Source organism: Rhodanobacter hydrolyticus (assembly GCF_044904645.1).
In genome coordinates, this window is the sequence record NZ_JADIKK010000008.1 from 623,639 (window position 1) to 636,944 (window position 13,306).

Genomic DNA, 13,306 nt, shown 5'->3' on the forward strand with positions numbered 1-13,306 from the left:
ACGACCTGCGCGATCAGTCGGCGTCGCGGCGCGCCCTGTCGGCCAGGCGCACCATCGCATCGGCCGCGTTGACGAATTCCGAAGGCATCATCACGATGATCATCGTGTTCTGCTCGGCGCCGACCTCGGTAAGCATCTGCATGCGCCGCAGTTCGATCGCCATCGGCGTCTGCGCCATCTTGGTCGCCGCTTCGGTGAGCTTCAGCGCGGCATCGTGCTCGGCCTCGGCCTTGATGATGCGTGCACGCTTCTCGCGATGCGCCTCGGCTTCCTGCGCCATCGCGCGCTGCATGGATTGCGGTATCTCGACGTCCTTGATCTGCACCATGTCGACCTCGACACCCCATGGCTCGGTGACCTTGTCGATGATCTTGCCCAGGGTGCTGGACAGCTTCTCCTGCTCCTTCAGCAGTTCGTCCAGCGAATGCTGGCCGATCACGCTGCGCAAGCTGGTAAGCGCGGTCTGCCGCACCGCGTCCTCGAAACGCGCCACCTGCACGATGGCCCGCTCGGGATTGACCACCTTGTACCAGACCACGGCGCGCACCTTCACCGGCACATTGTCGTTGGTCATGGTTTCCTGGGGCTCGATGTCCTGGGTCATCACCCGCATGTCCACGATCAGCATGCGGTCGATGGCCGGGATGATCCACGTCAACCCGGGCCCGCGGGTGGCGCAATAGCGCCCAAGCCGGAACACCACGCCACGCTGGTACTGCTGCAGCACGCGCAGACCGCTCAGGGCGAACAGCAGCAGCAGCAGGATGACGAAAGCATAGCCAGACATGGGATCACCCGTTGAAAGCAAAGCCGGAGACTTCAGTGTACGCGCAGGGATCACGCCATGCCCTCCGGCGACCCGATGCGCAACGAGCCCCCGCCGCCGCAGCCGCTACGACGACTGCCCTATGCCTGAACCGTGCGGTGGACGGTGCCGCGCAAAGCGTGGCTCAAGCATCGCCGGGGCCGGTCGCCCGCACGTTCCAGCCCATCGCTTCATAAAGCTTGTAGCGCCACACGCCGACGTATTCATGCAGCGCCACGTCGGCCACCGCGAAATTCCACGATTGCGGCCACCAATCCATGCGTTCCTTCAGCCAGTCGCTGCGCACCGGCGTGATCGCCACGCCGAAATGCGCGAAATACAGGCTGGCGCGACGCAGGTGCGTGGCCGAGGACACCAGCAACACGCGTTGTGCGCCGTAGGCGTGCAACAGGGGCGCGCTGAACTGGGCGTTCTGCCACGTATTCATGCTGCGCGGTTCCAGCAGGAGGTCGGCGGCCGATACGCCCATGCGCTCCAGCGCAGCCGCATATACCGCGGCTTCCGACTCGCCGATGTGCCGTGCGTCGCCACCGCTCACTTCGAGGCGGCAATCCATCCCGCTTGCCTTGCATTCGCGATACAGCGCCAGCGCTTCGTTGATGCGGCTGTGCGCCGGCTCTCCCGGCTCCGCCGTGCCATCCGCTGCACGCTGCGCGCCGGCGCCCAGCAGCACGATGGCGTTGCGCGGCGACCAGGCAATCGTGGGGCGCCGCGCATACGGCCCTTGCAGGCTGTCCAGCAGCCACGCCGGCAGCAGGCCGCAGCCTGTCGCGAGGAACAGCAACACGGCCAGCCACAACGCGACGGCAGCCGTGCGCCGCCGCTTCAGCACACGCAATGCCAGGCCCAGCAGCACGAGCACGATCAGCACATCCATCGTCATCGCATCCACGCTCCATCCATCGAAGCCACTGCCGAAGCCAGCGGCAAAAGCCCGAGGGTAATGCAAGGCATGACGCCGTGGCGCGCATCGCCTACGCTGCATCGCATGAGTGACTCCTTGCACACCCTCGTTGCCGCCTGTCGCCACGTCGAGGACATCAAGAAAAGCCGCTTCCTTGCCCAGTCCGCGCCGGTCGCCACCCCGGAGCAGGCGCTGGCTTTCGTGCGCGAGGTGTCCGCCGCGGATGCCACGCACAACTGTTGGGCCTACCGCATCGGCCAGGAATACCGTTTCAATGACGACGGCGAACCCGGCGGCACCGCAGGGCGGCCGATCCTGCAGGCCATCGAGAGCCAGGGATTCGACCGTGTCGCGGTGGTGGTGACGCGCTGGTACGGCGGCATCAAGCTCGGGGCGGGCGGCCTCGCTCGCGCCTACGGCGGCACGGCCGCGGAATGCCTGCGCACAGCCGAGCGCGTCGCGATCGTGGCGACGGTGCGCTTGGGCCTCAGCTGCGACTTCGCGGAACTGGCCCTGCTCAAGGCGCGTCTGCGCGAGCTGGGAGCCGAACCGACGCAGGAACAATTCGGCGCGCACGGCGTGACGCTGGAACTCGAGCTGCCCGCGCAGCGCGTTGCCGAAGCCGAGCAGCGCATCGCCGACCTCAGCCGTGGACGCATCACGGCTCGCCGCATGGATTGAACCTTCCGCCGTACTGCCGGCAAACCGCCATGGTTCGGGCTTGAGGAACGCCGATGCGTTGCGCACACTGCGCGGCCACACGCGGGCCGGCACCGGACAAGGGGTTCGATGCCCAACGCCGCGTCATCGGGGGAACCCATGCAACGCCTGCCCGGCCTCGACCTGCTGCGCGCCATCGCCATCGCCTGGGTGATGCTGTTCCACTCCTGGATGATCGGCGGCATCGGCGGTCCGCTCCAGCCCGTCGCCGACTACGGCTGGATGGGCGTGGACCTGTTCTTCGTGCTCAGCGGCTACCTGATCGGGCGGCAGCTGCTGGAACCGCTGAGCCGCGGAGAGCCCCTGCGCTTCGGTGCGTTCTACCTGCGTCGCGCGTTCCGCATCCTGCCAGTCTTTTTCAGTGTGCTGGCGGTGTACGTATTGTTTCCCGGCTGGCGCGAAGCGCCGGGCATGCAACCGGCATGGCAATTCGTCACCTTCACGTTGAACCTGCTGATCGACTACCAGCACAACCAAGCGTTCTCGCACGCGTGGTCGCTGTGCGTGGAGGAACATTTCTACCTGCTGTTCCCGTTGCTGGCGTGGTGGCTGGCGCAGCGTCCGTGGCGTGGTCTGGTCATCGGTTGCAGCGTGCTGGTCGTAGCGATGGGGATGCTGCTGCGCGGCTACGCCGTGCTTCACGGCAAGGACTGGCTGGAATGCATCTACTACCCGACATGGACGCGATTGGATGGCCTGCTGGCCGGCGTGCTGCTGGCGACGATCCAGGCGTATCGCCCACGTTGGTGGGCCGGCATGCAGCGGCGCGCCAACGCGCTCGCCATCGCGGGCCTGCTCCTTGTCGCTGCCGCCATCTGGCTATTCCGCGACAAGACCGGTTTCACCGCCAGCGTATTCGGCTTCCCGCTGCTTGCACTGGCGATGGCCCTGCTGGTGGCTGCTGGCGCAGCCAATGCCAGTTGGCTGGGGCGCTGGCGCATCCCGGGTGCTGGCTGGGTCGCCGGCATTTCGTACAGCCTCTACCTGAGCCACAAGCTGGCGATGCATGCGGTATACGAAACGTTGCCGCAGTGGCCCATGGTGCACGGGATTGCCGCCTTCGCCGCGTACGCGCTGGCCATCCTCGCCGCAGGCGCGCTGCTGCATTACGCAGTCGAGCGTCCCTTCCTTCGCTTGCGCGCACGACTGATGGAGGGCCCGCGCAAGCACGGCGTGATGCAGGCAGCCTGATTGAATCGCCCCGCGCCGTCCCCATCTGGAACGGACTGCCGCCCGACCGCATCGAGCCCATGAGCGATTCCGCCCAGCCCCGCCCCACCCGCCGCATCGGTGCACTGCGCCAGTTGTGGCCCTTCCTCAGGCCGCATTGGCCGCTGGCGTTGGGCTGGCTGGTGTTCCTGGGCATATCGTCCAGCGCGACGCTGGTACTGCCGATGGCGATACGACGGATCATCGACCACGGTTTCGCGCATGCCGATCCCGCGATGCTCAACGCCACCTTCCTCGGCCTGTTCGGCGTGGCGCTGGTGCTGGCCGCGGCCACCGCGGCGCGCTACTTCTGCATCACCCTGCTGGGCGAACGCGCGCTGGCCTCGCTGCGCAGCCAGCTCTATGCGCACGTGATCGGCTTGGACGTGGGCTTCTTCGAACGCAGCCGCGTGGGCGAACTCAATTCGCGCCTTGGCACCGACACCGAGGTGATCCAGGCGCTGGTCGGCTCGGGTATCTCGGTGGCACTGCGCAGCGCGGTGATGCTGTTGGGCGCCAGCGCGATGATGGCATGGACCAGCCCGCGTCTCGCCGGCCTCACCGCGCTGGTGATCCCCGCCGTGATGCTGCCCATCCTGGTATTCGGCCGGCGTGTGCAGAAGCTGTCGCGCGCCAGCCAGGATCGGCTCGCGGACGCCGCGGCCATCGCCAACGAAACGCTCAACGCCGCACCTGCGGTGAAGGCCTACGCGCGTGAGCAGATCGAAAGCAGCCGTTACGCCAATGCCATCGCCCGCGCGCTGGTCTCGGCACGTCGCCGCATCGGCATGCGCGCCTGGCTCACCGCCGCGGTGATCGTGCTGTTCTTCGGCGCGATCACCCTGGTGCTGTGGGCCGGTGCGCGTGACGTGATGGCCGGCACGCTGTACGTGGGCGTGCTGAGCCAGTTCGTGCTGTACGCGGTGTTCGCCGCCGGCTCGGTGGCAGGCCTTTCCGAAGTATGGGGCGATGTATTGCGCGCTGCCGGCGCAACCGAACGCATCGTCGAGCTGTTCGGCGAGCATGCCGACATCGCCAGCCCCGCACAGCCACAAGCGTTGCCGCGGCCGGTGCGCGGCGCGCTGCGCTTCGAGCACGTGCGCTTCCACTATCCCAGCCGTCCGGATGCGCCCGCGCTGCATGACTTCAACCTCGCCATCCAACCCGGCGAAACGGTGGCACTGGTCGGCCCATCCGGCGCCGGCAAAAGCACGGTGCTGGCACTGCTGCTGCGCTTCTACGATCCGCAATCCGGCAGCATCCGCTTCGACGACACCGACCTGCGCGCGCTGGCGCTGCCCGAACTGCGCGGCGCCATCGCGCTGGTACCGCAGGAAACCGCCATCTTTGCCGGCAGCGCGGCCGACAACATCCGCTTCGGCCGCGCAGACGCCAGCGACGACGACGTGGTCGAAGCCGCGCGCGCCGCCGAAGCCAACGACTTCATACGCGCCCTGCCCGAATGCTACGCCGCCGAGCTCGGCGAACGCGGCGTGCGCCTCTCCGGTGGCCAGCGCCAACGCATCGCGATCGCCCGCGCGATCCTGCGCGACGCGCCGCTGCTGCTGCTCGACGAAGCCACCTCGGCACTGGATGCGCAATCCGAAGCCGCGATCCAGCAGGCGCTGGCGCGACTGGAACAAGGCCGCACCACCCTCGTCATCGCCCACCGGCTTGCCACCGTGCAACGCGCCGACCGCATCGTGGTGATGGACGGCGGCCGCATCGTGGCCCAGGGCACGCACGAAAGCCTGCTGGCCGAAGGCGGCCTTTACGCGGAGCTGGCGCGGCTGCAATTCGTGGCGTAAAGCCATGTCTATGCGAAAGCTCACGCTTTGCGCGGCCACGCTTCGCGTGGGCATTAGCGCGCAGGACGCACCGTAACGGATGGTTGGTGCCCGAGGCGGGGGTCGAACCCGCATAGCCTTGCGGCCGAGGGATTTTAAGTCCCTTGCGTATACCAGTTTCGCCACTCGGGCGGCGAATGAAATGCCTGTGCGCAGGCGGCACGGATCGTAAACGAAAAACCCGCCAGAAGGCGGGCTTCGATACGCGGGTTTGGAGGCCTAGGTCGGAATCGAACCGGCGTACGCGGATTTGCAGTCCGCTGCATGACCACTCTGCCACCAGGCCAAACTGCGATGAAACTGGAGCGGGAAACGAGACTCGAACTCGCGACCCCGACCTTGGCAAGGTCGTGCTCTACCAACTGAGCTATTCCCGCTTGGTGAGCCGTCAATGATAGCAGAAGAACATCATATGGGAAGCCCTGGCCTGCCAACTCGATACCCTGTCCCAAACGACGAAGCCCCGGCAAACCGGGGCTTCGTGCCTGAAACTGGAGCGGGAAACGAGACTCGAACTCGCGACCCCGACCTTGGCAAGGTCGTGCTCTACCAACTGAGCTATTCCCGCTTGGGAGGGCGCATTCTAATACGCGAACGCGCTGCGTCAAGCCTTCAATCGTCGCTGCGCGCAGCGAATTTCGATGGTGCGTCGCCGCGCAGGCTGGGCCATGCCGCGCGCAGGTAGTACAGGCCCGACCAGATGGTGAGCACGCCGGCGAACACCAGCAGGGCTTCGCCGATATGGTACAGGCGCAGCGCGGTGGCTTCCTTCTCGTGCTGCACGATCAGCACCACGAGTGCCACGATCTGCATCACCGTCTTCAGCTTGCCGATGAAGGCCACCTTCACCGTGGCGCTCAGGCCGACTTCGGCCATCCATTCGCGCAGCGCCGAAATGCTGATCTCGCGCCCCACGATCACCGCGGCAGTCACCGCCATCACGATGCCGGACCAGCCTTCCGGGTGCGACTGCACCAGCAGGAACAGGGTCACCGCCACCATCAGCTTGTCGGCCACCGGGTCGAGGAAGGCACCGAAAGCCGAAGTCAGGTTCATGCGTCGCGCGAGGAAGCCGTCCAGCCAGTCGGTGATGGCGGCGAGCAGGAACACGACAGCCGCGGTGATGTTGTGGCCGTGGAACGGCAGATAGAACACCACCACCATCACCGGCAGCAACAGCACGCGGAACAGGGTCAGCCAGGTGGGAAGGTTGATGTGCATGGGAGCGCCTGCGGATTTGCCACAGTGTCGCATGCCGTCGCGTCACAGCGCAGCGCGGCCATGCATGGCGTTCAGCCGTGCAATGCGTCGTAAATGCGTTCGGCCAGGCCGCGATCGATGCCTTTCACGCGCATCAGTTCTTCCACGCCGGCGGCTTCCACGCCGGGCAGGCCGCCGAAAGTCTTCAGCAGTGCGGTACGGCGACGCGACCCCACGCCGGGGACGTCTTCCAGCACGCTGCGCTCACGGGCCTTCTCGCGGCGCTTGCGATGGCCGCTGATCGCGAAGCGGTGCGACTCGTCGCGTACCGCCGCCACCAGGTGCAGCGCAGGCGAAGTCGGGCCGGGATGGATCTCACGCCCCTGGTCGACCAGGATGAGGGTTTCCTCTCCTGCGCGCCGTGCCGGCCCCTTGGCCACGCCGATCACGTGGATGCCGGTGACGCCGAGTTCCTTCAGCACGTCCAGCGCCTGCGCGACCTGGCCACCGCCGCCGTCGATCAGCAGCACGTCGGGCCTGGCACCCTCGCCTTCGGCCACCTTGCGGAAGCGCCGGGTCAGCGCCTGGTGCATGGCGGCATAGTCGTCGCCGGGCGTGATGCCGCCGATGTTGAAGCGGCGGTAGTGCGATTTCTCCGGCCCTTCCGGCCCGAACACCACGCAGGACGCCACGGTGAGCTCACCGCGCGTGTGGCTGATGTCGAAGCATTCGATGCGTCGTGGCGGCTCGGCCAGTTCCAGCAGTTTTTGGAGGTCCTCGAAGCGAGTGCCCAGCGTCTGCCTGCTGGCCAGCCGTTGGGTGAGCGAGGCCTGCGCGTTGCGCTCGGCCATCTGCAGGAAGCGCGCGCGTTCGCCGCGTACGCTGCTCTTCAGTTCCACTGTATGGCCGCTTTGTTCCGTCAGCACTTCGGCAAGGAGCGCCTGTTCGGGCAACTCCTCGCCCAGGATCAGTTCGCGCGGCACCGGCCGGTCCAGGTAGTACTGCGCCACGAATTGCGCCAGCACGTCGGCCGGCTCGGCGTCCAGCGGCAGGCGCGGGAAAAAATCCCGCGTACCCAGGCTGATGCCGTCGCGGAAGAACAGCACGCTGACGCAAGCCATACCCGACTCGATGCGGCAGGCGATCACGTCCATGTCGGCACTGGCGCCTTGCACGTGGTGCTGTGCCTGCAACTGTCGCAACGCGGCCACCTGGTCGCGCAACGCGGCGGCCCGCTCGAAGTCCAGCTTCACGCTGGCTTGCTCCATCGCCGCGGCCAATTCGTCGATCACCGCACTGCTGCGGCCTTCCAGGAACATCTCGGCGTGGCGCACGTCGCCGGCATAGTCGTCTTTCGTGACCAGCCCCACGCACGGCGCGGTGCAGCGGCCGATCTGGTATTGCAGGCAGGGGCGCGAGCGGTTGCGGAAATAGCTGTCCTCGCACTGACGCACCTTGAACAGCTTCTGCATCAGGCCGAGACTCTCGCGCACCGCGAAGGTACTGGGATACGGCCCGAAATAGCGCCCCGGCATGTTCCTCGCACCGCGGTGGAAGGCCAGCCGCGGATAGTCCTCGCCGCCGGAAAGATAGATATAGGGATAGCTTTTGTCGTCGCGCAACATGATGTTGTAGCGCGGCTTGAGCGACTTGATGAGCTGCGATTCCAGCAGCAGCGCCTCGCCTTCCGTACGCGTGACGGTGGTTTCGCAGCGCGCGATCTGCGAGATCATCGCAGCGATGCGCGGCTCCAGGCGGGGCTTGAGGAAATAGCTGCCCACACGCTTTTTCAGGTTGCTGGCCTTGCCCACGTACAGCAGCTCGCCGTCCGCGTCGAAATAGCGGTAGACGCCGGGCGAGGTGGTCAGGGTGCGGACGAAGGCCTTGCCGTCGAAGGCCTGCGGCGATGTGGATTGCATGTGTAAATTCTAGCCGGTTCGGTTGCGCACGGCCGGTATCATGGCACTCCTGTCGAGGGCCTGACGGAGACCTTCATGGGTTGCCTGCCGATCCCCATCCTGTTCTTGCTCGGCGTGCTGATCGGCGATTGGCTGTGGGGCGATCGGGGAGCGTTGTGGGGAGCAGGCATCGGTTTGCTGCTTGGGCTGATTCTGTTCGTCATATTTATCGTGAAGCTGCGACAGCGGCGTTGATCTTGTCGGCCACTCCGATGCAGGCCGAAACCTGGTGGCCTTGTAGCCAGTTCCGCATCCTCGGTCCTGCTGCTCCTTCTTGTAGGAGTTAGGAAGAGAGAGTGCTCGCGTTATCGCGAAGAACAGAACGGTTCCGGTCACCTGCCGATGCCAGAGTTCTTTCTCTTGCTGGACTATCTCTCCGGCCCATACATTGGCCCGAAGAGAAGAGCCGGAGAAATGGCATGGCTCACGATCGGAACTACGAACTGGCCGCGCTGAGGATTTGAGAGCAGCCCACACCCACGCAATCGACGCCACGACCGCGCCGCACCGTATCTGGGCGCTGAGGACCGTGCCGTGCGAATTCTCGTTCCGGCTTTCACGGGTCACACCAACGCAAGCCGGAGTCCAGCGACCAGGGTGCTTGTACAGCCATGATCGCTGTGGACTCCGACCGACCAGGGACGACAGCAGAAGTCCGGCTGGCCGGGATTTCAGGAAGTTCAGCGATCGGCGTCGCGCAGGCGTTCGATCAAGCCGGCGACGCCGCGTTCGGCCAGATTCACTGCCGCCGTGAAACCGGCCGCATCGCCATACCACGGGTCGGGGAATTCCAGCGGGGACGCCACGCCCGTCCATTCCAGGAACAACGCGGCCCGCTCCATCTGTTCCGGCGTGGCGGCAAGCTTGTGCAGGCCGCGCAGGTTGTCGCGATCCATCGCCAGCAAGAAGTCGTAGTCCGTGAAGTCGGGCGCGTGCAGCTGGCGCGCGCGGTGTCTCGACAGGTCATGGCCCGCGGCGCGCGCCGCCGCGACCATGCGAGGGTCGGCGCCCTCGCCCGCATGCCAGCCGCTGGTGCCGCAGGAGGCCACGACCACATCCAGGCCGGCCTCGGCCAGGCGCTTGCGCGCCACGACTTCCACCAAGGGCGAACGGCAGATGTTGCCCAGGCAGACGAACAGTAGGCGCCGCTCGCTCACCCTTGCGTCTTCAGCCATCGCTCGGCACGCGCGAGATCGGCTTCGGTGTCGATGCCGGGTGGGAACGGTTCGGGCGTGAGGCGTACCGCGATGGCGTGGCCGTGTTCCAGCACGCGCAATTGCTCCAGCGACTCGGCCTGTTCCAGCGGCGTGCGTGCCAGCCGCGCGTACTGTGCCAGGAAGCCGGCGCGGTATGCATAGATGCCGATATGGCGCAGGAACGGCACGCCCGGCGGTACCGCCTCGCGGCTCCCGGCGAAGGCATCGCGCGCCCACGGCAATGGTGCGCGGCTGAAATACATGGCGCGGCCATTCGCGCCATGCACCAGCTTCACCACGTTGGGATCGAACAATTCATGGGCGTCGGTGAGCGGCGTCGCCAACGTGGCCATCGGCGCCTCGTCCTCGGCCAGCGCACGCGCGACTTCGCGGATGCCCGCAGCCGGTGCAAACGGCTCGTCGCCTTGCAGGTTCACCACGATGGCGTCGTCGGCCCAGCCGCACAGCGCGGCGCACTCGGCGAGGCGGTCGCTGCCGGAAGCGTGGTCGACGCGTGTCATGCACACCTTCACACCCTGCCCTGCCAGCGCATCGACGATGCGAGCATCGTCCGTCGCCACCACCACGTCCGCCGCTCCCGCCTGCAAGGCCCGCTGCGCCACGCGCACCACCATCGGCACGCTGGCGATTTCGCGCAGCGGTTTGGCCGGCAGACGAGTGGAACCGTAGCGGGCGGGGATGGCGACGATGAAGGGCGGGACGACGGACATGGTGGACTCGCGATCAGGTTGGCCGCGACTTTAACCGAAGTGCCGTTGCCAGCCGGAGGATGCACGGATGTCGCAAAGTCGAGCCCACATCCGGCCCCTCTCCTGCATGGAGCGGGGCAAAGCACCGCGTGGTGAAACCCCTCCCTTGTCGGGAGAGGCGCCAAGCGTCGCATGAGGGAATCCCTCTCTCAGCGAGGGAGGGTGCCGGCAAGCGGGCGAGGGTTCGGCCGGAGCACGGCACCCCACACCCTTCGCCCTACTGTCAGTCCGCGACTTCCAGTGCGAAGCCGCAGCTGTTGGCCAGGTCCATGAAGCCCGGGAACGAAGTGGCCACATGACGGCAGTCATTGATGCGCACCGGCGCCTGCGCCACCAGCCCGGCGACCGCGAAGCTCATCGCGATACGGTGATCGGTGAGGCTCTCGATCGTACCGCCGGCAAGCGTGCCGCCGTGAATGGTCGCGCCGTCGGGCGTCTCGTCCACCGCAATGCCCAGGGCGCGCAGGCCTGTCGCCATCGCAGCGAGGCGGTCGGATTCCTTGACGCGCAATTCGGCGGCGCCACGGATGACGGTGCGGCCTGCGGCCATCGCCGCCGCGACGAACAGCGCCGGGAATTCGTCGATCATGTCCGGCACCAGTGCTTCGGGCAGTTCGACGCCGTGCAACGGCGCGTGACGCACCACCAGATCGCCCACCGGCTCGCCGCCGCTTTCGCGCGGGTTTTCGATGCGGATGTCCGCACCCATCAGGCGCAATGCTTCCAGCAGGCCGGTACGGCGCGGGTTGAGCCCCACGGCGGGCAGCTTCAGCTCGGAACCGGGCACGATGCTGGCAGCGACCAGGAAGAACGCGGCAGAGGAGAAATCCGCCGGCACGTCCACGTCCGTGGCGCGGAGCGCGTGGCCACCGGACAGCTTGGCCTGACCGGGTTCGAACGCGATCGGCCAGCCGAACGCGGCCAACATGCGCTCGGTATAGTCGCGCGTGGGATGGGGCTCGATGACTTCGGTCTCGCCTTCGGCGTACAGGCCGGCCAGCAGCAGCGCGGACTTCACCTGCGCGCTCGCCACCGGCAATTCGTAGCGGATGCCCTGCAGGCGCTGGCCGCCGCGCACGTGCAGCGGCGGCAGGCCGTCCTGTGTATCGATACGTGCGCCCATCGCGGCCAGCGGGTTGGTGACGCGACGCATGGGGCGTTTCGACAGCGAGGCATCGCCGATCAGGGTGCTGTCGAAGGCTTGCCCGGCCAGCAGGCCGGCGAGCAGCCGCATGCCGGTGCCGGCGTTGCCGCAATCCAGCGGGTCCGCGCTGGCACGCAGGCCATGCAGCCCCACACCATGCACCACGCGCTCGCCCTCGGCCGGCGTCTCGATGCGCACGCCGAGCTGCTGCAGCACGGCGGCGGTGGCACGGGTGTCCTCACCCTCGAGGAAGCCGCGGATGCGCGATCGGCCTTTGGCTAGCGCACCGAACATCAGCGCGCGGTGCGAAACCGACTTGTCGCCCGGCACGCCCACGCTGCCGCGCAGTGGACCTGCGCGGCCACTGCACCAATCCATCTTCCCGCTCATGGCAACGCCACCGGATAGGAACCCAGCACGCGCAGTTGCGCCACCGACTGTTCGATCTCTTTCACTGCTGCCTGCAAGGCTTCGTCCTGGATGTGGCCGGAGACGTCGATGAAGAAGGCGTACTGCCATTTGCCCGAATGCGCGGGGCGCGACTCGATGCGATTGAGGCTTACCCCGTGTGCGGCGAACGGGCTAAGTACGTGGTACAGCGCGCCCGGCTGGTCGTTCACCGTGATCAGCAGCGAAGTACGGTCGTTGCCCGACGGTGGGAACAGCGAACGGCCGATGACGAGAAAGCGCGTGGTGTTGTCCGCCCGATCCTCGATACCGGTGGCCAGCGTCTTGAGGCCATACACCTTGCCGGCCGTCTCGCCGGCGATGGCACCGGCGTCATCGGCATGGCGCGCCAACCGCGCGGCCTCGGCATTGCTGCTCACCGCCTCGCAGGTCACGTGCGGCAGGTTCATGCGCAACCAGGTCTTGCACTGCTGCAGCGACTGCGCATGCGCATAGACGTGCTTGATGGATTCCAGACCGGCCGCCATCGAATGCAGGCACTGGTGCACGCGCAGCTCCACTTCGCCGCAGATGCGCGCGTCGGAAGTGAGGAACATGTCCAGCGTCACCTGGATCATGCCCTGCCCCGAGTTTTCCACCGGCACCACGCCGAAGTCCGCATGCCCAGCGGCGACCTCCTGGAACACTTCCTCGATGCTGCCCAGCGGCAATCCGTAGGCGGCATGGCCGAAGTGCTTGCGCACCGCCTGCTCGCTGAAGGTGCCCTCGGGACCGAGGTAACCGATCTTCAGGGGGTCTTCCTGCGCGAGGCAGGAGGACATGATCTCGCGGAACAGCCGCACCATCTCCGCATCCGACAGCGGCCCCTTGTTGCGGTCCACCACCATGCGCAGCACGTGCGCCTCGCGCTCGGGCCGGTAATAGTCGATGGCGGAAAGGCCTTCGCCTTTCACCCGCGCCACTTCCTGCGCCCAGTTGGCACGCTCGGAGATCAACTCCTGGATCTGCCTGTCGATGCTGTCGATGCGCTCGCGCACGTCGGTCAGCGAGGTCTTGCTTTCGGTCATGATGGATAGCTGGATGGATGTCTGGACGGATGGAAGGCCAAATGCATGATGCCTGAA

The 13,306-nt window shown here is 66.6% G+C and carries 12 protein-coding genes and 4 tRNA genes; 4 read left to right on the top strand and 12 right to left on the bottom strand.

What is annotated here, in order from left to right; all coding sequences use genetic code 11:
• Positions 1-13: 13 nt before the first annotated feature.
• Positions 14-787 (bottom strand): slipin family protein, encoded by a 774-nt coding sequence (locus ISP25_RS05195; RefSeq protein WP_404612223.1) that lies wholly within the window; start codon positions 785-787, stop codon positions 14-16.
• Positions 788-950: 163 nt separating this feature from the next.
• Positions 951-1,709, bottom strand: a complete 759-nt coding sequence (locus ISP25_RS05200; protein WP_404616273.1) for a YdcF family protein — start codon at positions 1,707-1,709, stop codon at positions 951-953.
• Between the two features lie 105 nt (positions 1,710-1,814).
• Between ISP25_RS05200 and ISP25_RS05205 the strand changes: the two genes are divergently transcribed.
• From ISP25_RS05205 to ISP25_RS05215, 3 genes are all read left to right on the top strand, one after another.
• The gene (locus ISP25_RS05205) at positions 1,815-2,411 is read left to right on the top strand and encodes an IMPACT family protein (RefSeq protein WP_404612225.1); all 597 of its coding nucleotides are present in this window, start codon (positions 1,815-1,817) and stop codon (positions 2,409-2,411) included.
• Positions 2,412-2,549: 138 nt separating this feature from the next.
• Entirely contained in the window at positions 2,550-3,641 is a 1,092-nt protein-coding gene (locus ISP25_RS05210) for an acyltransferase family protein (RefSeq protein WP_404612227.1), read from the top strand.
• 59 nt (positions 3,642-3,700) lie between these two features.
• Positions 3,701-5,467: an ABC transporter transmembrane domain-containing protein gene (locus tag ISP25_RS05215; protein ID WP_404612229.1), complete on the top strand. Its 1,767-nt coding sequence runs from the start codon at positions 3,701-3,703 to the stop codon at positions 5,465-5,467.
• An 84-nt stretch (positions 5,468-5,551) separates the two neighbouring features.
• On the opposite strand, the gene ISP25_RS05220 is transcribed toward ISP25_RS05215, so the two are convergent.
• The 6 genes from ISP25_RS05220 to uvrC form a co-directional block, all read right to left on the bottom strand.
• Positions 5,552-5,638, bottom strand: a tRNA-Leu gene (locus tag ISP25_RS05220).
• A gap of 80 nt (positions 5,639-5,718) precedes the next feature.
• Positions 5,719-5,792, bottom strand: a tRNA-Cys gene (locus tag ISP25_RS05225).
• Positions 5,793-5,807: 15 nt separating this feature from the next.
• Positions 5,808-5,883 (bottom strand) — tRNA-Gly (locus tag ISP25_RS05230).
• A gap of 115 nt (positions 5,884-5,998) precedes the next feature.
• Positions 5,999-6,074: transfer RNA gene (locus ISP25_RS05235), tRNA-Gly, on the bottom strand.
• Between the two features lie 44 nt (positions 6,075-6,118).
• Complete coding sequence (gene pgsA, locus ISP25_RS05240; protein ID WP_192155250.1) at positions 6,119-6,727, bottom strand: CDP-diacylglycerol--glycerol-3-phosphate 3-phosphatidyltransferase; 609 nt, start codon at positions 6,725-6,727, stop codon at positions 6,119-6,121.
• Positions 6,728-6,798: 71 nt separating this feature from the next.
• Positions 6,799-8,625 (bottom strand): excinuclease ABC subunit UvrC, encoded by a 1,827-nt coding sequence (gene uvrC, locus ISP25_RS05245; protein ID WP_404612232.1) that lies wholly within the window; start codon positions 8,623-8,625, stop codon positions 6,799-6,801.
• A gap of 75 nt (positions 8,626-8,700) precedes the next feature.
• Between uvrC and ISP25_RS05250 the strand changes: the two genes are divergently transcribed.
• Positions 8,701-8,859 carry a hypothetical protein gene (locus tag ISP25_RS05250; RefSeq protein ID WP_404612234.1) on the top strand — a complete coding sequence of 53 codons (159 nt, stop codon included), beginning with the start codon at positions 8,701-8,703 and terminating at the stop codon, positions 8,857-8,859.
• A gap of 485 nt (positions 8,860-9,344) precedes the next feature.
• Here the strand turns inward: ISP25_RS05250 and ISP25_RS05255 are convergent, their stop codons facing one another.
• The 4 genes from ISP25_RS05255 to pheA all read right to left on the bottom strand — a co-directional run bounded on the left by ISP25_RS05255 (position 9,345) and on the right by pheA (position 13,249).
• Positions 9,345-9,821 carry a low molecular weight protein-tyrosine-phosphatase gene (locus tag ISP25_RS05255; RefSeq protein WP_404612236.1) on the bottom strand — a complete coding sequence of 159 codons (477 nt, stop codon included), beginning with the start codon at positions 9,819-9,821 and terminating at the stop codon, positions 9,345-9,347.
• A complete protein-coding gene (gene kdsB / locus ISP25_RS05260) occupies positions 9,818-10,591 on the bottom strand; it encodes a 3-deoxy-manno-octulosonate cytidylyltransferase (RefSeq protein WP_404612238.1) in 774 nt (257 codons plus the stop codon). Before kdsB ends, ISP25_RS05255 begins: the two co-directional genes overlap by 4 nt.
• Positions 10,592-10,853: 262 nt before the next feature.
• Positions 10,854-12,164, bottom strand: coding sequence for a 3-phosphoshikimate 1-carboxyvinyltransferase (gene aroA, locus ISP25_RS05265; protein ID WP_404612240.1), 1,311 nt, complete (start codon positions 12,162-12,164; stop codon positions 10,854-10,856).
• Positions 12,161-13,249: a prephenate dehydratase gene (pheA, locus tag ISP25_RS05270; RefSeq protein WP_404612242.1), complete on the bottom strand. Its 1,089-nt coding sequence runs from the start codon at positions 13,247-13,249 to the stop codon at positions 12,161-12,163. The genes aroA and pheA overlap by 4 nt, the downstream gene beginning before the upstream one ends.
• Positions 13,250-13,306 lie beyond the last annotated feature (57 nt).